Below are 21065 nucleotides of genomic sequence, written 5' to 3' on the forward strand. Positions count from 1 at the left end.
CGGCGCAGCCCGCGTCTGAGCTGTCCGCGCCGGTCGAGCCCAGTGGCGCGCCCCAGGACCCCCACCTACTTCGGGGCGTCCTCCACCGTAGCTCGACACGGCTGGCGCTTGCCACAGTTCAGCTGGGCGATCGCGGTTCGTGGAGAGCGCCGTGCATCTTACGGAAGGCGCCAGGTGGACTCCCGAACTCCTTCTTGAAGGCGTGCGCGAAAGCGAACTCGGAGCTGTAGCCGACCTGGCGCGCCAGTGCCGCAAGCGGTGCGTCGCTCTCACGCAGGAGGCGCGAGGCGACACTGAGGCGCCACCAGGTGAGGTAGGCCATCGGGGACTGGCCGACGTAGGAGCCGAACCGTGCAGCGAAGGTCGTGCGGGACAGACCGACGGCCGCGGCGAGTTCCGCGACGGTCCATGCGCGGGCGGGATCGCGGTGCATATGGTCGAGGGCGGCAGCTATGGCAGGGTCCTTCAAGGCCGCGCACCAGCCTCCTGACTCCTGTGGGCACTGCTCGTCCAGCCAGGCACGCAAGGCGTACACGAGGATCAGGTCCAGCAGGGCGGGCAGCGCGGCCTCCGCGCCGGGACGTTGCTCCGTCACGTCGCTGCCGAGCAGTTCGACGGCGGAACGGAGTGAGCCGTGACGGCCGATACGGGCCGGCAGATGGATGACGTCGGGCAGGTTCCGTAGGAAGGGATGCACCGATCCCCGGTTGAGCCGGTAGGCGCCGCACAGCAGCACCGTGTGGTCCGCGGGGTCGGTTGTGTCGGCGGGGACAGCGACGCTGTCCGTGATGAGGTCAGGGCCCGCCGTCTCGGTTCTTTCCAAGGGCAGTTCGTTCAGGGCTCGGTCGGAGGTGCTGCTCACGCCATGAGCCGCTCCGTGAGGCAGGAAGACGACGTCACCGGCGGTCAGCCACACGGGCGCGCCGTGCGGACGGACGAGCCAGCAGGCACCGCCGAGCACGACGTGGAACCCCGCCCCCGGGTAAGGGCCGAAGCGATGGCCCCAGCGGCCGGCACGCCTGGAGCGCGTCACCTTCGCCCGGCCGACCTTCATCGTCGCCACTGCATCACTGAACACATCCATGGCGGCACCGTACCGCTGGTCCGGAGTTCCGGACGATCACGTATGTTCCTCGGCGTCTGAGGCATAGAAACGCCTCGGACCGGGCTCCTACGGTCGGTGCATCACCCCACTGATGACCCATACGGAGGCACGCGAAGTGACCGCATACGTGGTGATCGACCTGGACGTCAACGATCCGGCCGGCTTCCAGCAGTACGTCGACGCCGTGACCCCTCTGATCGAGAAGGCCGGGGCCCGCAACCTGCTCGTCGACGACGACTGTGTGTTCCTCGAAGGAGACTGGCAGCCCACGACCCTGGTCATCCACGAGTTCGAGAGCAAGGATGCCGCCCGCCGGTTCTGGGACGCCCCGGAGTACCAACCGTTGAAGGCACTCCGCCGCAACTACTCGACGGTCAGCGTCGTCGTGGGCGGAACAGCCGCCTGACGAGTCGGCCCGTACGGCGTCCCCCACCTCATCCCGGCGGTGGAGCCCAGCCGGCTCATCGGCTCAAGCAGCGGCCACCTGGCGCCGCATGCCGGCCCACCGCGCACCGCCACCATCCGGGACATGCCGGAGGACGTGGGAACAAGACGCCCTGCAAAGTGGACAGGCAGTACGGTTCGATCCGCACCAGTTGGCATGCCCATGTTTTATGCCGTGCCGGAACAGTAAGCGAAAGGGAAACCGAGTGAGATCTCCGCAAGGTGCCACAGGTATGCGTCACTTATGGCCGAGAGTCCGGTGGCTACGTCGGTGGGACGGTGCGCGATGGCGTAGAGCGCTGCTGACGATGGTCTTGGCGTTGACAGCCGTGGCGACATCGCTGACGGCGGTCGTGCTCACGCCGACTGCGGCACGCGCGGACTGGCTGGACCGTATGACGGTCATCACCTGGAACATGCAAGGTGAGAGCGCAGGGAGGATTACCGGCGCCAACTGGCAGAGAGTGCGCAGGTACTTGCGGCAGGCATCGATTGTGCTGCTCCAGGAGTCGGGCCCCGGTCCGGTGTCCAGCCTGCTCAACGAGAACAACCGGCGTATCCCATCGACCGTTCACTGGACGGTCGATGGGCACAGGTACCAAAGCAGCGTGTGGAACCCGGAGACCGAGAGAACCGGCGGAGGGCCCTATACGGTGACCTTCTTGCAGACGGACACCACCGGCGGCACGAGCACGGGCGGCCGGGTCAACGTCTCGGTCGTCAGCCGTGGTGTGCCGGACCAGGTGCGTGTGGTCACCAACCGCGTCCAGGCCGGCCGTAGCGCGCTGGGTGTACGGTTCGGCACGACCTGGTATTTCACCTTCCACGGCCTGTCCAGCGCGCGCAACGGCGGTGAGGGTGGCGGTGACTCCGCAGGCATGCTGGACAGGATCGACAACGCGGTAACGGCCTGGGGATTGGCGGACCGGACCTCCTACGACTGGGTGGTGGGTGGCGATTTCAACGTCACTCCGACAACTTTGGAAAACCGTGCCGGAATTCCGCCCGCGGCGTTCTACAACTCCGGTCAGCCCACGCAAGCAACCGCTTTTCGGGAGTTGGACTACGTGGTTGCCGACCGCCTGGATCCCGGTATTCCGGTACATCGGCTCACGCGTGAAGAGTCCGACCACTGGCCGGTGCAGGTGGGCCTGGACCAACCCGTTCGCCAGCCGCCCTCACCGCCGGTGCCCACCACCGTGATGGCCACCGGGGACTCGATCACCGATGGGGTCAACAGTTCCACCGGCAACGGCTACCGCTACTGGTACTACGACAGCCTGACCGGGATCTCGGGGATCATGAAGAGATCAGTGGACTTTGTCGGATCCCAGCGGTCCGGTGACATGGCCGACCCCCACCATGAGGGCCATCCCGGTTTCCGGATCGACGAGATCGCCCGCATGACGGCCTGCTCGGTGCGAGCGCATCGGCCCAACCTGGTCACCTTGCACGCCGGCACCAACGACATGAACCAGAACCACCAGCTCGACAGCGCGCCCGAGCGGCTCGGTGCTTTGATCGATCAGATCCTGCGCGATGCGCCCGAGACCACAGTGCTGGTTGCCACCTTGATCCCCTCCACCAAGGAAGGCATGCAGGCCAAGATCGACCGGTACAACGCTGAACTGCCCCGCATCGTCGACCAGCGCAGGGCCCAAGGCAAGCACGTCATGCTGGTCAACATGGGGGAGCTGACCACCGCCGATGTCGACGGCTCGCATCCCAACGACGACGGCTACCGCAAGATGGCGCAGGCATTTCTCGACGTCACCCATCTGGTGGAGAACGAAGGCTGGCTCCAGCCGCCGGTCGCAGGAACGGGACAAAAGTGCGATCCAGACACCGCGGCGGGCCCGGGCTGGAACCCCTTGGGTGTCATCGCTTCCGGCATGACGCATCCGGAGGGCCGGACCGACCTTGTCGAACTCAACGGTGACAACCGCGCCGACTATGTGCGCATCACTCCCCATGGCGCAGTACGAGCCGCACTGAACACTCCCGGCGCACCCGGCAAACCGAACTGGGTCGATGTGAACTCCGGCATTCCCGCCGGTACCCCTGAAGACGGCGCCGGGCTGCGGTTCGCCGACATCAACGGGGACGGACGCGACGACTGGCTGCAACTCGGGCCTGATGGCTCAGTCCTCGCCTTCGAAAACCAAGGCATCGCCAACGGACGGATCGACTGGTCCTTGGGCAAGCCCATCGCCCCCGGGGTCTCCGGCGCCACGCGTGAAGCCATCCGCTTCGCTGACGTCAACGGCGACGGCCGTGACGACTACCTGCGCACCGGTGACACCGGTACCGTCCACGCCTACCTCAACACCGTCACGGACAACGGTCTGATCCACTGGGAGGAACGGCTCAACTGGGCTCCGGGGGTGTCCTACGGCTCCCGGGACAAGCTGCGCCTCGCCGACGTCAACGGCGATCGCAGGGCCGACTACCTGATGGTCGGCAGCAACGGAGCCGTCCACGCCTACCTCAACAACGGCGGCGGAGGCGCTGGCGGGTTCACCGAGCACAAATACTTCGTCAACGACACCGGATACCCCGGCGACAAGTCGACGTTCCGTGACATCAGCGGCGACGGGAAAGCCGACTACGTCGTCGTTTACGACGGCGGATCCGTCCGCTGCTGGCTCAACCGAGGAGGAAACATCTGAAGTAAGGGAAGCGACGGCACACACCTGCACAACGGCCTGACGGCCAGTCCGGTGCTCTGGCGCCTTCACCGCATTCGCCAACCCGGCGGTGACCCACGGCGCCGAGCATGGGCACGGTCAACGGACACACCGAGCATCTCCTGGGTCCACGCTCCCGTCACTGTGGCGCTTCAGCGAACACCCGCGTGTCGCCGCACGCTTCTGATCTGGCCCTGAAGGTGAGCAGTACGTTGATGCAGTGGGTGAAACCGGGTCCGGGCAGGGGCGATTCGGTTTGGGGTTCGCTGAGCCAGCCGGCGGTGACTGCGCCGGGGATCTACGCCATGAGGTTGGTGACCGCGGTGGACTGGGAGCGGACGGTGTGCCCCGATTCCGTACCGCGCACGATGCAGTTCGTCGGACTGGACGAGATCATCCACTGCTACCCCACCCTCCGCCACGCCTTGGACGCCTGAAGCTGCGCACCGGGCGCCGCTGATGGCGTAGGCGGGGCCCCGAGGGTTACCCGGGAGATATGGCGAAGCTGCATCTTCCATGGCACAAAGCGCACCACGGCAACAACGAGGTGCAGGCTCCCGACATGCCGACGCCCGACGAGGCCGGGCCCGGGCCCGAGGTCGAGCGTCGGGCCCCGGACGCACCGACGAAGCTGCCCAAGCGGGCCTGGGGCGCTGTGTTGCAAGGCGCCCTGCGGGAGTTCAAGGACGATGAGTTGACCGACCGCGCGGCGGCCCTGACGTACTACGGGGTGCTGTCGCTGTTCCCGGCACTGCTGGTATTGGTGTCCCTGCTGGGCATCGCCGGGAAATCGGCCACCGACACGGTGCTGGCCAACCTCAAGCAGCTCACCCCCGGCTCAGCCCGCAGCATCATCACTGGGGCCGTGGAACAGCTCCAGGGCAACGCCGGCGTCGGCTCCGTCATGGCGATCGTGGGCCTGGCACTGGCGGTCTGGTCGGCCTCCGGCTACATCGCGGCGTTCATGCGCGCTGCGAACAGTGTCTACGACATGCCGGAGGGCCGCCCGGTGTGGAAGATCCTCCCCATTCGAATCGCACTGACCATTGTCCTGATGGTGCTTGCGGTGGTCAGCGCGCTGATCGTGGTCTTCACCGGCGGCCTGGCCCAGCAGACCGGGCAGGCTCTGGGAATCGGGGACACCGCGCTGACGGCGTGGTCGATCGCCAAGTGGCCCGTCCTGGTCCTCCTGGTCACCATCATGATCGCCATCCTGTACTGGGCCAGCCCCAACGCCAAGGTCAAGGGGTTTCGGTGGATCACCCCAGGCAGCTTCCTCGCCCTGCTCATCTGGATGATCGCCTCAGCCGGGTTCGCGTTCTACGTCGCGAACTTCGCCTCCTACAACAAGACATACGGCACGATGGCCGGCGTCATCGTCTTCCTGGTCTGGCTGTGGATCAGCAACCTGGCCATCCTGCTGGGTCTGGAGTTCGACGCCGAGACCGTACGACAGCGGGCTGTCGCGGGCGGCCTGCCGCCGGACAAGGAGCCCTACACCGAGCCGCGCGACACCCGGAAGTGGGACGAAGAGGACGTGCGCCGACTGGATGACGAATGACCCACGCCAGTCAGGAGAGGCGGATCGTCAACTCCAGCGGCTTGCTTCGGGGCACTTCGGGATACATGCAGTTCATGAGGCTGCTGACGGGGTTGCACGCCGCTGATCGACTGGTGACGCAGCGGGCGGCTTCCCGCGTCCCGCCCCGGGTCGGCAAGGTGCTCTCAGCAGTGGAGGAGGCGGCCGAGAGCACGAAGTTGTGGTGCGGCGCCGCCGCCGCGATGGCGTGGTGGGGCAGGGGGCGCGGCCGTAAGGCGGCGGCTACCGGCCTGGGCGCCCTGGTGGTGGCGCAGCTGGTGTCGAACGGTCTGTGCAAGCAGTTGGCCGACCGGCCCCGGCCGCCGAAGGAGTGGTTCCCCCACGACGAGGTCGACGACCGCCCCGACTCCTCCTCCTTCCCGTCCGGACACACTGCCGCCGCAGTCGCGTTCACCGCCGCGGTGGCACCCACCTGGGCGGCCGCCGGCGCAGCGTGTGCCCTGCCGACCGCCCTGGTGGCAATCGAGCGGGTACAAAGCGGTGCCCACTACCCGAGCGACGTAGCCGCGGGTGCCGCCATCGGCCTGGCCAGCGCCTGGCTCAGCCGACATGCTCCCCGCCTGATCCTGCGCCACTGGCACTCTCAGCGATCAGGGCCGTGACTGCGCCGAGCACGAAGCGAGGTTCTGGGCCCGGAGTTCGGCGACTTCGCCGGGGGCTGCCTGATCATCACGCGCATTGCCCGCGTTCCGGGTGGGCTGGGCACCTGCGTGACCGCGTTGGGCGGCGGAGACCGCAGCGAGCTCTGAGGACGAGTTGCGCGCAGGACACCCGGGCGGCGGACTGAGCCGTAGGCAGCCTTGCGGACCATGTTCATCTTCCGCTGGGCGGGCCGTTGCTTACGGCACGCCCTCTCACCCGCGCCCGCTGTCGGACGATGACGCTTTTCACCCTCCAGCCGCCTGCCCTCGATTGGTCCTATCGGGGTACTCGCCCGCTCACGGACGGCCGGGGCGCGCAGCGTCCCGGCCAAGGGCGACGAGACAGACGGGAGGTGATCGCTGTGTCGAGCGTGCAACCGCGCCCTGCCGGACCCGGCCGGGACAAGCACAGCTCCAACGACGAGCCGGTGAACGAGCTGGTGCAGCGTGCCTCGCAGCAGCTGACCGAGCTGGTGCGCAGCGAGCTGAGGCTGGCGCAGGCGGAGATGAAGGAGAAGGGCAAGCGCTACGGCAAGGGCGGTGGCCTGTTCGGCGGCGCGGGCATCGTCGGATTCCTGATGCTGCAGGCGCTGGTCGCCACCGCGATTGCCGCGTTGGCGGTGCCGCTGCCGGTGTGGGCGGCGGCGCTGACCGTCACCGCCGTGCTGGGTGTGATCGCCGCGATCATGGCCATGAGTGGGAAGAAGCAGGTCGACCAGGCCACGCCGCCCGCACCCGAGCAGACCGTCGAGAACGTGAAGGCCGACGTGGCCCAGATCAAGGAGAGTGTCCAGCGATGACGCAGCCGCCTCACGACGAGCCCACCGCCGCCAGCCCCGACGAGCTGCGCGAGCAGGTCGAGCAGACCCGCGAAGAGCTCGGGCAGACGGTCGAGGCGCTGACGGCCAAGACCGATGTCACGGCGCGCGCCCAGGACAAGGCCGCCGAGGTCAAGGAACAAGCCGCTGCGAAGGCCGGCGAGCTTAGGGAGCAGGCCGCCTTCAAGGCAGGGGAACTGAAGACGAAGGCCGCCGACCTGGCCCACCATGCGCAGGACAGGCTGCCCGACCCGGTCAAGGACAAAGCCGCCCAGGCCGCCGGGCAAGCGCGGGCGAAGGCGGCCCAGGCCGGGCAGATGTGGCAGGAGAAGGCGCCCGAGCCGGTACGGCAAAAGACGGCCCAAGGGGCGCAGTTGGCGAAGGAGAACCGCAACCTGCTGCTCGCGGCAGCTGGTGTGGCCGTCGTGATGTGGCTGGCCGGCCGCCGCCGGAAGGGGTGAGTCGCATGAAAGACAGAAGAAAATCGCCTACAAGTCGGTCGGGCTGGTCCTGGGCCCCGTCAGCGGCATGCCCTCCCGAGCCTCGTTCCAGCAGACGTGGAAGACGTTCGGCCGCGACGAGGACGCCCCGTACGCCACTGACGAAGAGCGCACCTGGCGCGAGGTGCTGTTCGCCGCCACGTTGCAAGGTGCGATCTTCGCCGCGGTCAAGGCGGCCGTCTACCGCGTCGGCGCCACGCAACGCGTCGGCGACCGGAACCTGGCCCGGCTGACGCGCAAAGGCGGTGGGAGGGCTGGTACGACTCGGATACCGGCCCTCCGCCTCCCGACCAGTAAACCCGTACGAAGGACGCTCACAGCCATGTCCGATCAGCACGCGGCTGCCGCACTGACAGCCGCAGCGGTGATCGCCGCGATCCTGGTCGCCCGGGCAGCAGTTCTCCACCAGCCCGGCCGAGCACAACGCGCCCGCGCTGCCCACCCGCCGCGCCGCCGCACCGCACCCCGCGCCGACACGGCCCCGCCATCTCCGGCCAAGCTTTCTGACGACGCCTTCTGCACCGTGCGAGAGGCTGAGCAGCACGTCCACAACTGCTGGCAACGGCTCCGAACACGGGTCGACCCGTCCGAATGACGTGTGCGAGACAAGAAGTAGCCACCCCAGCGAGCTGAACACAACGACGTCCTAAAAGCTCGCTGGTGGCCGTACCGGACGCTGAGGCGCGACCAGCCCTCGGGGAAAGGCACCCGTGTGGCCACTCCGGATCTCGCCCGGACCTCCGAGAACGTCAGCGACCACGTAGAGGCGACCTGGCACGAACGCGCCCATCACGCCGAGGGCGGTCGAGGCTGAGGCCCTCTTCCAGCAGGCCTGCAGCGGCCAGGGCGCGTTTCCAGCCCGTAGATCGCGGGAGCAGCGGGGTCGAAGACCAGGTAGTCCCGGGTTGCTGGGTCGGGTCCACCCTCGGCGAGCATGCGCCAGTGGTCGCGTCTACGGTGCCAGTAGACGAGGTCGGCGCCCGTCATGACGAACCTGTCGCAGATGTGGCAGTCAAGGTTCCAGGGACAGGCGCCCGCGTCGACGACGGGCTGGAAGGTGCAGTTGGCCTCCTTCCCCCGGCGTCCGCGGCCATGGCCGTCCCGGGACAAGAGGGTGCCCCGGGCGGGGTGCCCGGCGCGCTGGAACGGGTATCCGTCGGCTGTTTGGGCACACGACACGTCATGCACGGACAACATGCGCGTCCCACCAGCAGCGGTCTGATCGGCTCGGGCCCCACCACCGAGGCATCGCCGCCCGGCCCCAACGGCACCAAGCACGCACGCCGAGGCCGACGCACCGGTCGCCTGCGCCGCCACATCCTCGCCTACCGGGCCATCGAGTTCCTGTCCACACACATCCCGGACGGCCCCGGGCCGGGCGAGGAATGTCTGCTCCTCGTGCACATCCGCCAGGTCGTCGGCCAGGTCCAGTACCGGATCTGCACTGACTGCGCCCAGGGTGTCATCACCGCCGTCGTCATCGACGAGCGCTTCCACAGCACCGGCCTGGGCACCCGTGCGCTGTCACACCTACGGTCCCGCCACCCGGGGCTGGCCTGGCGCAGCACGCTGCGCAAGCGCACTACCCGTGATCTCCTGCGCCGGATGCGCATTCCCACAACCACCTCTGCCACGCCCTGCCCCCATGCCCACCCGACCCTCGCCCGCCCGGCCGACTCGATACTCGCCGACGGCTGACCAGACGCTCAGCAGTCACAGCGCATGGTGGTGAGGCGCCCCCTCCCCCGGGCCGGCCTTACTGCTTGATACAGAATGAGATGGGAGTACAAAGCTCGACCGCGACCAAAGGTGCTGTCGACCGAGTACTGCGTCCCAGATGTTGCCACCGTCGGCCCAGGTCCACATCGACCGCCGCGGTGATGCGGCCGCATGACGCAGCCCGTCGTGGGGATGCTGGCCCCATGTGCGGTCTCAACCCCCGGAGTCGTAGAGCAGCACCGGGTTGTCGACGGCGAGCAACGAGACGTACCACTCCCATCGAACAGCCGCATGAGGTCAGGTGGAGCCATGACGCCGGCAGCCCTTGAGCCGGACTCGCTTCAGACCACAGAGATTGACGCTGATCACATACTCGTCGTGGCTGTGTCTCGGGAAGCCGCCCGACAGGGGACGCACTACCGTCAGCCGGCCTCCACCCCGTTCGATGACATGCATGCGCAGGGAGTACGCCAGGCCGCACGCACGGCTGCTTCAGGCTCTTCGCGCCGCCCGACTCACGCATCCACCGGTCTGCGGGGCCTCGGCCCCGCCGCATGCTCACGCACAGTCTCGTCGCCCAGGCTGTCGGCTCCGGGCCCGCGGGAAGCCGGCCGCAACCGGCGTCGTACCCGAGGGCGACGGCGTGTCCGCGACCTCGGGGGCTGGCCGACCAACGTTCCCGCAGCGTCGCGTCGGCGGCCGGGAGCTCCCAGGTCCGGATGCCGCTTGCGGAGACCGTTGGCGTCTCCGACGCCGACCTCTCCCGCCGCCGTCCCCAGCCGGTCATGAGCGCCGCACTCGCCCCGCCCGTCATCCCGCCGGTGTCAGCCTCAGCCGGGCCCTCGGCCAGTCCTCTCGAAAGCGACCGTGGCACTGGCTGTCGATCCAGCCCCGTGCCGACTCGGTCGAAAACCGGACGAGGAAGCCGTTTCACCAACTGCATGGCAGCGTCCTCTGCCACAGTGCCCACACCATGACCAGTCAGTCGCAGCAGCAATCGCCGCCGGACGACGTCCCTGCCGCTCGCCCCGACGCCCCTGTGGAAATACCCGCTCCGCTGACGGTGGGGGTGGAGGAGGAGTTCCTCCTCGTCGATCCCGGCAGCAGGGCCGTCAGCCCCCAGGGCCCGCAAGTGGCCGCCGCGGCCGCCGGTGAACTCGGCCACCGCGTCGGGACCGAACTCACCCGCTACCAGGTCGAAAGCCGTACCAACCCTCACACCTGCCTCAGCGAGGCAGCCGAAGAACTCCGCGCCACGCGAGCAGCTCTGGCACGCGCGGCCGCCGGCCGTGGCCTGCGCATCGCGTCCAGCGGATCCCCGATCATGGGCCTGGTCACCCCCGTGCCCCTCACGCCAGACCCGCGGTACGCAGAAAGCCTGTCCCTCTTCCGCGGACTGGACGACGAGCAAAGTGCGTGTGCGTGTCACGTGCACGTCGGCGTGGCAGATCCGCACGAAGCAATCGAAGTGAGCAACCACCTGCGGCCCTGGCTGCCGACGCTCACCGCGCTGGCGGCGAACTCGCCTTACTGGGACGGCCGCGACACCGGCTATGCCAGCTGGCGCACCACCACGTGGGGGCGGTGGCCGGCGGCCGGCCCCCCGCCGTACTTTCACTCCCCCGCCCATTTCCAGGACCTGGTCGAAGAACTCATCCTCACACAGTCCGTCATGGACCACGGCGGCCTCTACTGGGACATCCGCCCCTCCCACCACCAGCCCACCGTCGAGGTACGCGTCGCCGACGCAGCACTCACCACCGAGGACACCATCCTGCTCGCCGCCGTCATCCGCGCCCTCGTCGCCACCGCCCTCGGTGCCATCCGCATCGGTGAACCAGCCCCCCAGCCCGCCCCCGAGATACTGCGCGCGGCCTGCTGGCGGGCAGCACGCGACGGCCTTACAGGACAGGCCCTCGACCCCGTCACCCGCCGACTGGTCTCTCAGACCTCGCAGGTCGAGCGCATGCTGAGTGCCGTTTCCCCTGCCCTGCGCCGCAACGGTGATCTCGACCTGGTACACACCCACTGGGATCGCCTGCGCATCCAAGGAGGCGGAGCCGACCGGCAGCGTGCCGCCTACCGCCACCGCTCCAGCCTCCACGACGTCGTGGACCACGTCATCGACGCCACCTGCGCCTCGCAGACACACTGAGCCACAACATGCCTGCCCGACAGGGCAGGCCATCCACCCGCCAGCCTGCACGACACGCTTCGAGAGCGCGGGGCGAGGATCAAGGACCCGGGGACACCTGTGCCGGGCCGAGCGACCAGGAACCCGAACCAGGACCGCCGGCGGCACTTGCGCCAGGCAGCTCGGGGATCTCCTCGCACAGCAGGGCGAAGACATCGGCCGCGTCGGTGTCGCCAGGTACGCCGGCGCGACTTCGAGCATCGGCTCCCCGATCGCGTGGGGGCTGGCGGCAATTTCCTCACACTGGTCAGAATGTCCTTCGCCGTCGCCATCCAACCTGGACCGTTCTTCACGTGGATGACGAGGCATGATCGACGTATGGAGATGACGGATCAGCTGGCATGTGCTGCAGGGAACGGCGACGTGAACCTGGTGACACAGTTGCTGGGCGACGGCGCCGAGGTGGACACCCCGAGCAGCGAGGGACGTACAGCGCTGGACCTCGCGGCGTGTGCGGGGCACACCGGCGTCGTTCGTGTGCTCCTTGCCGCAGGAGCAGACCCGCAGCAGAAGGCAGGAGAGTACGACGAGTCCACGCCGCTGTGCCTGGCGGCGATGCACGGACACAGGGCCGTAGTACAGGTCCTTCTCGAGGCCGGAGCCACCACCGGCGCCCAGGGCAGGATGCGCTCCACACCGCTGGTGCTGGCGGCGACCACGACGGAATCAGGCCACCCGCAGACCGTCGACGTGCTGCTGCACCACGGAGCGGACATCAATGGGGCGATGAAGGACAAGACACCTCTTGAGTGGGCGGCCGCCTTCGGACAGGTGCGCATGCTCCGCCACCTCCTTGCCCGAGGCGCGACACCCACGGCGAAGGCCCTGAGCGCGGCCCGGGCCGGCGCCAAACGATCCCCACAGGCCGCAGCACGGTACGCGCTCATCATCGACGCCCTGCATGCCGCGGGCATCGAGGATGAACCTTCCGCCATCCAACTCCACTGACAAACGGTCCACGTTCGCTGTCAATGGCCAACGCAGGCGGGGTGGGTGTCGCCCGCCCAGCGGCGTTCGCGAAGGCGTCCCGCCCAGAGGCCGGACGGATTCAGGGCAAAGGCCCGGTCAGCGATTGCCCTTTCTGCCGCAGAGCCTCGCTCCGGTCGCCCACGGTCCACGCACGCTGCGGTGAATGCAAACTTGCCCGGACCGAACTGCCCACGCCCTGGCGGTATCACCTGCGAAAGCCGCACGTGGGCCCGACGCACCGGTACCAGATGTGGTCAGGCCTTGTGAACGATCGCACCCGTCGCGGACGCCGCTAGAAGGCGACGGTCTCGCGGCGGGTGATCTCGTCCTGGCAGAGGACCTGAAGGAAATCGAGGTGTTCGCATACCGCCTGCGGTGGTCGCCGCAATCCGTCCCGACGGCCGGTTCCAACCCGTCCAAAACCTGATGCCTGCCGGTCAAGCCGGCCGTAGGTTCATGCCATGGCGACCGTTGACGACATGCAGTTCCGCACTGCCCGGCCCGAGGACACCGAGGCCATAGAGGCACTCGACGGCTCCTTCACCACCCACACCATCTTCCACGTGACCATCACCGAGGACGGGTTCGCCCTCCAGGAGATCCCGGTGGACCGGCCCATCCACAAAGTCTTCCCACCAGAGAACAACGACGACGGCAACGACTCCGCGGCCGAGGAGGATCCGAACGGCCGTACCTTCGTCGCCGTCGGCACCGACGGCTGTCTGGCAGGCTTCGCCGCTGTCTCCTACGCTCCGTGGAACCGGCGGCTGACCATCGATGACATCGAAATCGCTCCGCCCTACCGGGGCCAGGGCATCGGCCGTGCCCTGGTGGGCCACGCCGCCGAGTTCGCCCGTGAGCGTGGTGCCGGGCACATCTGGCTGGAAGTCACCAACATCAACGCCCCTGCGATCCACGCCTACCGGCGGATGGGATTCGCCTTCTGCGGACTGGACACGACGCTCTACGCCAGCACTCCCTCATCAGGCGAACATGCCCTCTACATGAGCATGCCTTGTCCCTGAGTCGCCGGCCGGCGGCTGACAGCGGAGCCGACACGTCGCCCAGCACGACCGATGTTCCGATGGGGAAACGTGGGGGCCGACCCCTGCCAGGGCACGGCATTCGGGAATGCTGTGTACAACGCACCTCGTTGCGCTGATCGCGGATCGAGGTCGTGCCTCGCGGATGCGGCGTGCGGCGTGCGGCGTGCCGCGGTGGCCCGGGTCTCCGCAGTGGTGATCGGGACGAGGGCGTCAGCGAAGGCGTCGGGATCGAGGTGGGTGAGCGCGGTGCTCCACGCCGCGTGCTCGATACGGATCACCTCCTGGTCGGAAACGACAGGCCGGTGCTTCGCTCCGGCCGAGGTCGTCAGGGTGAGTCCGGCGCACAGGAGACAGGTCGGCGCCCGCCCGTGTCTTCTCCGGGCCGCGCAGTTACTGGTCCATCACGGTCGTCTCCGGCATGAGCGTCGTCCCGAGCCCGGCTTGTACCTGATCGGGCCCGACTTGGCATGCTTTTCTGGCCGGCACGCGACTCATCTGGGCCGAAACCCACCGTCAGCCGCCACCGAGGACTCAGTAGGTTGGCGGGATGAGCGACCAACGGAATCTGGAGACGGCCTGGCGCCGCCTCACGGACTGGCTGGGGGCGAACGCCCCGGTCTCCCACGCCTCCTTGCTGCCGCCTGCCCCTGAGCAGGCCATCGAGGCGGCCGACGACCAGCTGAGGCAGCGCCTCGGCTTTGGCCTTCCCGCTGAGCTGGACGTGCGGCGGCCAGGGGCGGCGGCTTCCTCGCGGCACGGCCAGCACAGGCTGCCCTCGAGGGCGCCGTCCTAGAGTGGCCGGCCGGTCAGCTGCCGAGGAGATCAACTGGGAAACGGGGCGCCTCGCACGGCGAAGGGCAGCCCACCCACCCGCGAACCGCGATCGGACAGGAAAGTGCCACGGCACTGATGCCGAACGTGGATTCCTGCGCGGTCTGTGAGTTCCCGCGCTGCACCCAACCGTCAGAAGCAGGGCGTCTTCACGTAGTTGACCCCGTACGCCTCGTCAGTATGCCCGTTGATCTTCAACTGCACCGCGGGAATGTCCACGTACCTGCACTTGCCGACCTGGACTGTGGGGCCGAAGCAACCGCGAGTGGCACCCGGGGCCAAGTTCGAGGGTGCGCACCACACATCGCCCCCAAGCTGCGACTCGAAGATGACGCGCCCCATCTCCATGTACCAGTTGCTGTCCAGTTTGCCGTTGTTGTCGTTCTGAACGACGAGTACCGTCTGCGCCCCACCGCTGGCGTTGACCACCGTGCAGGCTTTGAACCTCATGACGCTGTAGGCATAGCCTGACGGGTAAGTCCCGGTCTGGGAGTGCTGAACGTAACCGCCGCAGTGCCAGCTGGAGTTCGTGTCGACGACCTTCCAGCCCACCGTGTCACTGGCAACGGCCGCGTGCGTGCCGAACATCGTCACCGCCGCCGTCAACATGGCTATTCTCATCCAGCGGCGCATGCAGCCCTCATATCCAGTCAGGTGGGTGCCCCTCCGGGCCCCCAGGAGAAGATGATCATAGGCCACCCTGCGACACCCGTCCGTGGGGCGGCGATGTGATGCTCAGTCAGTACCTGTGGAGATGCCGCCTTGTCGATGCAGGAATGCACCGATTCGGCACCGGCAGCCACAGACGGACGCCATTGGCCTTCGACTGGGGCGCGATGTTCATCAGGGGCGGGAGGTCCTGCTCGATGCCGGCCACCACCGCGTCCACGGCCGACACCTTCGTCGGCAACGCCATCGGCTACGCCCCCTCCAACGCCGACATCCTGTACCGCAACGCGATCCCGGCGAAGCACATCGAGTCCATCGCCTTCCCCGGCGATCCCGCCTACGACGGGCTTCCGGGACTCCCCACTGCCCGATTGACCGCTCCGACTGCTCCGTTGCGCAGGAACGATGGGAGTCGAGCTCCCGTGCCCCTGGGTCAGACCGGGGACAGCGTCACCTGAGAAGGGGCATCGGAGGCTGGGACCTGCAAGGAGCCCAGAGGATACTGGCGAACGCCTCGAAATGAGGAACGGGCCGGACGGTGTCGAGGACTTGTGTCCGGCGCGGCGCGCGGGAGTGAGGCCGACGCCGCACAGCGCGCCGAACGACTATCCGGAGCGGCCGGGCGTGTTCGTGGTCTCGGCGACATCGACCAGGCCAAGCTCACCGCCCGCATCGAGGAGTGCATCGCCTGGGGCAGGCGTGTACGGCGCATCCAGACGCCTGCCTGTCCGATGGCATGGTGGGCGATCCGACCGAGTCACTCCGGCTACGACGCCGACATCACACGCGCGATTTCGGGCGTGCGCCATGGTGCGCAGACCCTGCCGCACCCGCGTGCCGGCCCCAGCGGGGGTCAGCGTGGCTGTGGGATCGGCGGGGGTCAGCCTGGCTGTGGGATCGGCGGGGGTCAGCCTGGCTGTGGGATCTGCTGGCGCCGGCGGCGGCGCCCGTAGCTGGTCACCCCGCGCGGCTTGAACACCGACAGGGCAACCGCCGTCAGAAGCACCAGCAGGGCGGCGGCCGCGTCCGCGATCAGCTGGATGCGCATGCCCTCCAGCTCGCCGCTCGCGAGGGCGGACCGGGCGGCAGCGTCGGCGAGGTGTCCGACCGGCCGCATGTGGACCAGCAGCAGAAGGGTTGCCACAACGGTGATCAGGAGTTTCGCTATGACCCAGTAGTGTCGCAGCAGTCCCCACACCGTGCCGAACGACTGCACCAGGCCGGTCACCAGGGAGACGACGCTGAACGGGACGATCACGTACCAGCCGATCACCTCCATGGCCACGTAGGCGCCCCGCACGGTCTGAGGCGCGCTGCTGGTCAGCCCGGCGACGGCGAGCGCGAGGAAGGCCGCAACCGCGCCCAGCCAGCCGACCGAGGTGGTGACGTGAAGCGCGAGTGTCAGCTTCCGCAGCCGCGGCGGGAACGGGGTCACGGCGTGTGCCCCGCCATGCCGCCGCCCGCCAGGTGCACGATCACGAACACCACCACGAGGGCGATGGCGATTCCCGCCGAGACCTTCACCCAGCGCGGCGCCCCTTCGCCGCCTTCATCGAGACGACTCGGTGAGCCTGCCATGACGCCTCCACGCACTTTTTCAAGACACTGTGTCTCCACCGGGAACGGAGTGTATCGCCTGTGGACGCCCCGCCCGTATCCTGAGTGGGTGCCGAAGCTGTGGAACGAGACGATCGACGCGCACCGCGCCGCCGTGCGCGGGGCGATCCTGGACACCACCGCACAGCTGGTAGCCGAAGGCGGCCTGCGGTCGGTGACCATGTCACAAGTCGCCGAACGAACCGGCATCGGGCGGGCAACGCTCTACAAGTACTTCTCCGACATCGAAGCCATCCTCCTGGCCTGGCACGAGCGCCAAGTGACCACCCACCTGCACCAGCTGACCGAAGCGGCACACCAAGGCGGCCCTGCCGTCCAGCGTCTGCAGGCCGTCCTGGAGGCGTATGCGGACATCGCCCGCCAGCGCCACGGTGGCGAGCTGGCCACCCTCCTGCACCAAGGCGAGCACGTCACCCACGCCGAGCGCCACGTGGCGCACCTCATCCAGGCCCTCATCACCGAGAGCACACGAGCCGGCGACGTACGCGACGACGTGCCATCCGCCGAACTCGCCCACTACTGCCTGCACGCTCTGACCGCAGCCGCGAGGCTCACTTCACAAGCCGCCACCCGCCGACTCGTCGAAGTCACGCTGACCGGTCTGCGCCCAGTTCCCTGAACGTAGCGGCAGCGGTTCGGGTGAGCCGCGCACCTGGTGGTCAGCAGCGATGAAACCGCCCTCGTGGCCCGGCCGAGCCGAGATCGCGCAAGCTCGCTGGTCAGCATCTTTGGGGGTGTGACCCGAGTACCTCCGTCGCATACGGTGCGTCGCGTTCCTCGCGTTCCTCGCGTTCCACGGGTTACTCGCTGCGAAGCTGTGCCTTGTTCATGGCGGCTTGCAGTTGAAGCCAGGTTGGATCCGTTGCGCTGGTCGCGGTCACCGTTGCCAGATCGTCGGCTTCCCATGTGCGGGTTCCGTCGGTCAGGACAAGGTGTGTCTCCAAGTCTTCCCCGTCGTCCGGAATCTCGGCGGTGGCCTCCAAGAACGCTAGCGCGGCAGCCCTCGAGACGTCCCTGCTCGTGGTGAGGGTCTGCGTGGAGGAGCCGGGAGGTGTGGAGCCGGTCAGCACGGACAAGAGCACCAGTTCTCCCCCACAGCCTGCAACGAGAAGCTCGCCGGTCGCCGTGGCGGCCAACGCGGACAAGCGGGATCCGGTCAGCACGTCGTGCTCGACCGCTTGCCGGCCATCGAGGTCCACCTCGACCAGCGCCCCCGCCGGTGTTGCGATCCACAGCACGCCCGGTCGCGACCCGAAGGCGATGTTGTGACGCGACCAGGCCGCCCTCTGCTCAAGCCACTCTTGCGGGTACGGATAGCCCGGGCTGGGGTCGCCGAGGGTTGTCGCCAGGACCCGGCGCAACGAGGGAAACTCGAATACCTCCACCGAGTTGTCGTACGCGTTGCCACGGATCGCCATATGACGTCCGTCTGCACTGAAGAGCGGAGTCTCGTAGCCGTCACAGTCCAGGATCAGGGCCCGGCGGAGCGGCCGCATCACGGCAGGCGCGGCCTCGTGATCGACGCGCGCGAAAAGGCAGTGCGTGGCCCCCTGATCGCTGGTGAGCGTGGCGACGAGTCCGCCTCCGGGATGCTCCACGACTCCCGTGTCCCAAGGGGTTCCGGCACCGACGGTTCCGGAGGCGAGGTCAAGGACGTCCGAGCTGTCCCACCCACCGCCTCCGTCGCGAAACGACGGGGAACCCCACAGGGTCTGCCCGTCCGGGCTGAACGCCAGACTGCGGTAGGAAGCCGCGGCTGGAGCGCCTTCCGGTTCGGAGACCCCGGCGGGAGTCCATTGCCGTAGCCCGTCTTCCCCTGCCACGAGAAGCAGAGGCTGGTGCGGATGCCACGCCACGGCGGGCGTCCGCTTTGCCCGCTCCCACCGGAAGGCGTCTCCATAGGCGTTCGACGTGAGGCCCACGGAGCCGAGTTCGCGTAGCTGCCCTGCGCCGCAGTCCCAGATGTGCACTGCCGGGCGCTCGGAGTCCGAGCAGGCCACCAACGGAAGCCGCGGATGGCAGCTCAGCTGTTCAAAAGAGCGTTCGTCGCCGACCAGCCCGCGTGCCACTACGTCAAGATCAGTCACCCGAGCACCGTAGTACGCCAGCCTGCGCGGTGAGTCTCTCACCGCCATGCGCTCCGCGCGCGGTGCGGACGTGAGCGATGGCGCCGCCGAGCCAAGCGGTCACCCGCCAGTGCCTCGTTCCTCGAACCGGCCTGGCCGGTCGGGGGCGGGAATGTCGTACCGCTGCAGCGCCAAGGTGTCCGGTTTCCCGGTTGTCCATGGGCATCTCATTGGGCTCCACCACACGGATCGGAATCGGCTCCGCGACGTGAGAATTTGATCTGGCTCACCCGGCGGTCAGGCAGGCCGTGAAAGGCTCGGCGGATGGACTATGCGGTCGATGAGACCGACGGGCGGTTGAGCATCAGGGTCAATCTGAGCTGCCGGGTGCCGGAATCCTGGCGGGCCCTGGACACAGCGATGAGTTTTCGCGGCCTGGAGAGTCTCATCACCGTCATCATCGACAACGCAGGAGGAAACACGTGGCTCAGCTACTGAGAGTCCAGAACTTCAACGTCTCAAGCGACGGCATCGGTGCCGGTGAGGACCAGACCTTCGAGAATCCGTTCGGCCACGGCGTCGATCCCGCGAAGCTGTTCGCGTGGGCCGGCGCCACGGCGAGCTGGCCCATGCGCACGGACCCCGGAGGCAGCCGTGGCCTCGACGACTACTTGACGCGGGACTACACACACAACATCGGCGCCGAGATCATGGGCCGCAACAAGTTCGGGCCCCAGCGCGGGCCCTGGGAGGACCATGAGTGGTGCGGCTGGTGGGGTGACGAGCCCCCGTTCCGCACCCCGGTGTTCGTCATGACTCACCACAAGCGTCCTTCGTTCACGCTCTCCGACACCACGTTCCACTTCGTCGCCGGCGATCCGGCCACGGTCCTTGAGCAGGCGCGGGAGGCGGCTCAGGGCAAGGACGTCCGACTCGGAGGCGGGGTCACCACCATCCGGCAGTTCCTCGACGCCGACCTCGTCGACACCATGCATGTGGCGGTCTCACCGGTGAAGCTCGGAACCGGACTGCGGCTCTGGGACTCCCCCGATGAGCTGCTCGACCGGTTCCACCTTGAGGTCGTGCCCAGCCCGAGCGGCGTGACGCACCACCTGTTCTGGCGAAAGTGACACGAGGACTCCGCGACGTGCCCCCTTTGGAGTGAATGCGCTGCACTCGCGGAGACATACGGCGTGCACCGCCGGACAGTGCGGCAGACACTGACCTCTGCGGTCCCGCCGCCGAGGAGGAAACCAGCAGGCAGCTGATGAACGCAGGGCCGCCGCCGAGGAGCGCAGGCACCGGCTCCACGTGCGCATCGGTGGCTGTCATCTCAACGGCGACCGCCGGATCAGCCCCGGTACTGGCCGACGGACGAGGCCGACATCCCTTGGCGCATGGCCACGTACAGCGAGTGGCCCTGCGTGGTGTCCCTCGGCTGGCGCCGTGCCCGCGACGCCCAGACCCTCACCGGAGCCCGCGCCGACATCGTGGCCGACGACATCAGCGAGCTGTCACAGGCACCTCGCCCCGCCCGGTCGCCCGCCCCGCTCCCCCAGCCGTCGTCCGGCACGCGCAGGCCCAGCCGCCGACGCCGGTCGCCGCCGCCCGGACAGCGCCGCCGGTCGAGTCCGGCAAGGCGGGCCACCGTCGTACCCGCCCACCGCGGGCCATGGCCCCCGCCCGGGCGAACGTCCCCCAGGCGATACACACACCGGACAGTCCAAGGGGCGGAGCAGGATGCCGTCCGTTCCTCCTGCCCTCCGGCCGACTCCACCCCGCGGCTTCGCCCACCCGCCGCCCACCGACACGAAAACCGCCCACTTCTCCCTCCCCCCGGAGCCGACGTATCCGGTACCGGCGGCCGAGGGCGCGACGGAGGAACGCGGGAGCCCCGAGCCACGAGCCGACCGCGAGGACGAGCCGTCGAGCTGGCCACCGCTGCTCAACCCCAGGGAATGGGTGCGCAGGGCGAAGCGGCTCGGCACATCGGCGGGTGGCAGGCACCGGAGCGAGCGGTGCCCCGAGGACTGAACGCGCTCGAACTTCCAGGTGACGCCGGGGCTTTCCCCTGCGTACGCGGGCGGCGGCTCCGAGCGGAGAAGTTCGAGTTGCCTGGAGGTCCGAGGGCCTGCCGGAGGCAGAGCCGCTGACCTTGA

General features: G+C 68.3%; 24 protein-coding genes. 18 read left to right on the forward strand and 6 right to left on the reverse strand.

The window, feature by feature from the left end; genetic code table 11:
- Positions 1 to 118: 118 nt before the first annotated feature.
- Entirely contained in the window at positions 119 to 1084 is a 966-nt protein-coding gene (locus ACWCPI_RS37535) for an AraC family transcriptional regulator (RefSeq protein ID WP_451042440.1), read from the reverse strand.
- 136 nt (positions 1085 to 1220) lie between these two features.
- Here ACWCPI_RS37535 and ACWCPI_RS37540 point away from each other — a divergent pair, with 136 nt between their 5' ends.
- The 13 genes from ACWCPI_RS37540 to ACWCPI_RS37600 all read left to right on the forward strand — a co-directional run bounded on the left by ACWCPI_RS37540 (position 1221) and on the right by ACWCPI_RS37600 (position 14516).
- Positions 1221 to 1511 carry a DUF1330 domain-containing protein gene (locus tag ACWCPI_RS37540; RefSeq protein WP_451042441.1) on the forward strand — a complete coding sequence of 97 codons (291 nt, stop codon included), beginning with the start codon at positions 1221 to 1223 and terminating at the stop codon, positions 1509 to 1511.
- 367 nt (positions 1512 to 1878) lie between these two features.
- Entirely contained in the window at positions 1879 to 4218 is a 2340-nt protein-coding gene (locus tag ACWCPI_RS37545) for a GDSL-type esterase/lipase family protein (protein ID WP_451042442.1), read from the forward strand.
- A 323-nt stretch (positions 4219 to 4541) separates the two neighbouring features.
- Positions 4542 to 4673 carry a hypothetical protein gene (locus tag ACWCPI_RS37550; RefSeq protein WP_451042443.1) on the forward strand — a complete coding sequence of 44 codons (132 nt, stop codon included), beginning with the start codon at positions 4542 to 4544 and terminating at the stop codon, positions 4671 to 4673.
- 59 nt (positions 4674 to 4732) lie between these two features.
- On the forward strand, positions 4733 to 5797 hold the full coding sequence (locus tag ACWCPI_RS37555) for a YihY/virulence factor BrkB family protein (protein WP_451042444.1): 1065 nt from the start codon (positions 4733 to 4735) through the stop codon (positions 5795 to 5797).
- Between the two features lie 74 nt (positions 5798 to 5871).
- The gene (locus ACWCPI_RS37560; protein ID WP_451042445.1) at positions 5872 to 6438 is read left to right on the forward strand and encodes a phosphatase PAP2 family protein; all 567 of its coding nucleotides are present in this window, start codon (positions 5872 to 5874) and stop codon (positions 6436 to 6438) included.
- A 410-nt stretch (positions 6439 to 6848) separates the two neighbouring features.
- Positions 6849 to 7277 carry a phage holin family protein gene (locus tag ACWCPI_RS37565; RefSeq protein WP_451042467.1) on the forward strand — a complete coding sequence of 143 codons (429 nt, stop codon included), beginning with the start codon at positions 6849 to 6851 and terminating at the stop codon, positions 7275 to 7277.
- A complete protein-coding gene (locus ACWCPI_RS37570) occupies positions 7274 to 7756 on the forward strand; it encodes a DUF3618 domain-containing protein (protein ID WP_451042446.1) in 483 nt (160 codons plus the stop codon). Before ACWCPI_RS37565 ends, ACWCPI_RS37570 begins: the two co-directional genes overlap by 4 nt.
- A 67-nt stretch (positions 7757 to 7823) precedes the next feature.
- The gene (locus ACWCPI_RS37575; RefSeq protein WP_451042447.1) at positions 7824 to 8390 is read left to right on the forward strand and encodes a DUF4235 domain-containing protein; all 567 of its coding nucleotides are present in this window, start codon (positions 7824 to 7826) and stop codon (positions 8388 to 8390) included.
- A gap of 587 nt (positions 8391 to 8977) precedes the next feature.
- Positions 8978 to 9493: a hypothetical protein gene (locus ACWCPI_RS37580; protein ID WP_451042448.1), complete on the forward strand. Its 516-nt coding sequence runs from the start codon at positions 8978 to 8980 to the stop codon at positions 9491 to 9493.
- A gap of 994 nt (positions 9494 to 10487) precedes the next feature.
- The gene (locus tag ACWCPI_RS37585; RefSeq protein WP_451042449.1) at positions 10488 to 11669 is read left to right on the forward strand and encodes a carboxylate-amine ligase; all 1182 of its coding nucleotides are present in this window, start codon (positions 10488 to 10490) and stop codon (positions 11667 to 11669) included.
- 363 nt (positions 11670 to 12032) lie between these two features.
- Positions 12033 to 12656: an ankyrin repeat domain-containing protein gene (locus tag ACWCPI_RS37590; RefSeq protein WP_451042468.1), complete on the forward strand. Its 624-nt coding sequence runs from the start codon at positions 12033 to 12035 to the stop codon at positions 12654 to 12656.
- A gap of 482 nt (positions 12657 to 13138) precedes the next feature.
- Positions 13139 to 13702 carry a GNAT family N-acetyltransferase gene (locus ACWCPI_RS37595; protein WP_451042450.1) on the forward strand — a complete coding sequence of 188 codons (564 nt, stop codon included), beginning with the start codon at positions 13139 to 13141 and terminating at the stop codon, positions 13700 to 13702.
- Positions 13703 to 14270: 568 nt separating this feature from the next.
- Positions 14271 to 14516: a hypothetical protein gene (locus tag ACWCPI_RS37600; RefSeq protein WP_451042451.1), complete on the forward strand. Its 246-nt coding sequence runs from the start codon at positions 14271 to 14273 to the stop codon at positions 14514 to 14516.
- A gap of 170 nt (positions 14517 to 14686) precedes the next feature.
- On the opposite strand, the gene ACWCPI_RS37605 is transcribed toward ACWCPI_RS37600, so the two are convergent.
- Positions 14687 to 15187, reverse strand: coding sequence for a hypothetical protein (locus ACWCPI_RS37605; protein WP_451042452.1), 501 nt, complete (start codon positions 15185 to 15187; stop codon positions 14687 to 14689).
- Positions 15188 to 15420: 233 nt separating this feature from the next.
- On the opposite strand from ACWCPI_RS37605, the gene ACWCPI_RS37610 reads away from it, so the two are divergent.
- On the forward strand, positions 15421 to 15681 hold the full coding sequence (locus tag ACWCPI_RS37610) for a hypothetical protein (protein WP_451042453.1): 261 nt from the start codon (positions 15421 to 15423) through the stop codon (positions 15679 to 15681).
- 449 nt (positions 15682 to 16130) lie between these two features.
- Here the strand turns inward: ACWCPI_RS37610 and ACWCPI_RS37615 are convergent, their stop codons facing one another.
- A complete protein-coding gene (locus tag ACWCPI_RS37615; protein ID WP_451042454.1) occupies positions 16131 to 16658 on the reverse strand; it encodes a hypothetical protein in 528 nt (175 codons plus the stop codon).
- Positions 16655 to 16801: a hypothetical protein gene (locus tag ACWCPI_RS37620; protein WP_451042455.1), complete on the reverse strand. Its 147-nt coding sequence runs from the start codon at positions 16799 to 16801 to the stop codon at positions 16655 to 16657. The genes ACWCPI_RS37615 and ACWCPI_RS37620 overlap by 4 nt, the downstream gene beginning before the upstream one ends.
- Before the next feature lie 88 nt (positions 16802 to 16889).
- Here ACWCPI_RS37620 and ACWCPI_RS37625 point away from each other — a divergent pair, with 88 nt between their 5' ends.
- The gene (locus ACWCPI_RS37625) at positions 16890 to 17459 is read left to right on the forward strand and encodes a TetR/AcrR family transcriptional regulator (protein WP_451042456.1); all 570 of its coding nucleotides are present in this window, start codon (positions 16890 to 16892) and stop codon (positions 17457 to 17459) included.
- Between the two features lie 181 nt (positions 17460 to 17640).
- On the opposite strand, the gene ACWCPI_RS37630 is transcribed toward ACWCPI_RS37625, so the two are convergent.
- Entirely contained in the window at positions 17641 to 18927 is a 1287-nt protein-coding gene (locus ACWCPI_RS37630) for a hypothetical protein (protein WP_451042457.1), read from the reverse strand.
- Positions 18928 to 19230: 303 nt separating this feature from the next.
- Between ACWCPI_RS37630 and ACWCPI_RS37635 the strand changes: the two genes are divergently transcribed.
- Positions 19231 to 19404 carry a hypothetical protein gene (locus tag ACWCPI_RS37635; RefSeq protein ID WP_451042458.1) on the forward strand — a complete coding sequence of 58 codons (174 nt, stop codon included), beginning with the start codon at positions 19231 to 19233 and terminating at the stop codon, positions 19402 to 19404.
- A complete protein-coding gene (locus ACWCPI_RS37640; protein WP_451042459.1) occupies positions 19389 to 20036 on the forward strand; it encodes a dihydrofolate reductase family protein in 648 nt (215 codons plus the stop codon). Before ACWCPI_RS37635 ends, ACWCPI_RS37640 begins: the two co-directional genes overlap by 16 nt.
- A 221-nt stretch (positions 20037 to 20257) precedes the next feature.
- Here the strand turns inward: ACWCPI_RS37640 and ACWCPI_RS37645 are convergent, their stop codons facing one another.
- Complete coding sequence (locus ACWCPI_RS37645; protein ID WP_451042460.1) at positions 20258 to 20554, reverse strand: hypothetical protein; 297 nt, start codon at positions 20552 to 20554, stop codon at positions 20258 to 20260.
- 92 nt (positions 20555 to 20646) lie between these two features.
- Between ACWCPI_RS37645 and ACWCPI_RS37650 the strand changes: the two genes are divergently transcribed.
- Positions 20647 to 20940, forward strand: coding sequence for a hypothetical protein (locus ACWCPI_RS37650; protein WP_451042461.1), 294 nt, complete (start codon positions 20647 to 20649; stop codon positions 20938 to 20940).
- Positions 20941 to 21065: the final 125 nt, after the last annotated feature.

The organism is Streptomyces sp. NPDC001920 (assembly GCF_053594495.1).

Bases quoted from the DNA above. Each gene is read 5' to 3' on its own strand.
- ACWCPI_RS37635 (WP_451042458.1), top strand. From the start codon at position 19,231: ATGGACTATGCGGTCGATGAGACCGACGGGCGGTTGAGCATCAGGGTC.
- ACWCPI_RS37605 (WP_451042452.1), bottom strand. From the start codon at position 15,187: ATGCGCCGCTGGATGAGAATAGCCATGTTGACGGCGGCGGTGACGATG.
- ACWCPI_RS37595 (WP_451042450.1), top strand. From the start codon at position 13,139: ATGGCGACCGTTGACGACATGCAGTTCCGCACTGCCCGGCCCGAGGAC.
- ACWCPI_RS37555 (WP_451042444.1), top strand. From the start codon at position 4,733: ATGGCGAAGCTGCATCTTCCATGGCACAAAGCGCACCACGGCAACAAC.
- ACWCPI_RS37620 (WP_451042455.1), bottom strand. From the start codon at position 16,801: ATGGCAGGCTCACCGAGTCGTCTCGATGAAGGCGGCGAAGGGGCGCCG.
- ACWCPI_RS37575 (WP_451042447.1), top strand. From the start codon at position 7,824: ATGCCCTCCCGAGCCTCGTTCCAGCAGACGTGGAAGACGTTCGGCCGC.
- ACWCPI_RS37650 (WP_451042461.1), top strand. From the start codon at position 20,647: ATGCCGTCCGTTCCTCCTGCCCTCCGGCCGACTCCACCCCGCGGCTTC.
- ACWCPI_RS37550 (WP_451042443.1), top strand. From the start codon at position 4,542: ATGAGGTTGGTGACCGCGGTGGACTGGGAGCGGACGGTGTGCCCCGAT.
- ACWCPI_RS37560 (WP_451042445.1), top strand. From the start codon at position 5,872: ATGAGGCTGCTGACGGGGTTGCACGCCGCTGATCGACTGGTGACGCAG.
- ACWCPI_RS37570 (WP_451042446.1), top strand. From the start codon at position 7,274: ATGACGCAGCCGCCTCACGACGAGCCCACCGCCGCCAGCCCCGACGAG.
- ACWCPI_RS37590 (WP_451042468.1), top strand. From the start codon at position 12,033: ATGACGGATCAGCTGGCATGTGCTGCAGGGAACGGCGACGTGAACCTG.
- ACWCPI_RS37535 (WP_451042440.1), bottom strand. From the start codon at position 1,084: ATGGATGTGTTCAGTGATGCAGTGGCGACGATGAAGGTCGGCCGGGCG.
- ACWCPI_RS37600 (WP_451042451.1), top strand. From the start codon at position 14,271: ATGAGCGACCAACGGAATCTGGAGACGGCCTGGCGCCGCCTCACGGAC.
- ACWCPI_RS37580 (WP_451042448.1), top strand. From the start codon at position 8,978: ATGCACGGACAACATGCGCGTCCCACCAGCAGCGGTCTGATCGGCTCG.
- ACWCPI_RS37585 (WP_451042449.1), top strand. From the start codon at position 10,488: ATGACCAGTCAGTCGCAGCAGCAATCGCCGCCGGACGACGTCCCTGCC.
- ACWCPI_RS37610 (WP_451042453.1), top strand. From the start codon at position 15,421: ATGCCGGCCACCACCGCGTCCACGGCCGACACCTTCGTCGGCAACGCC.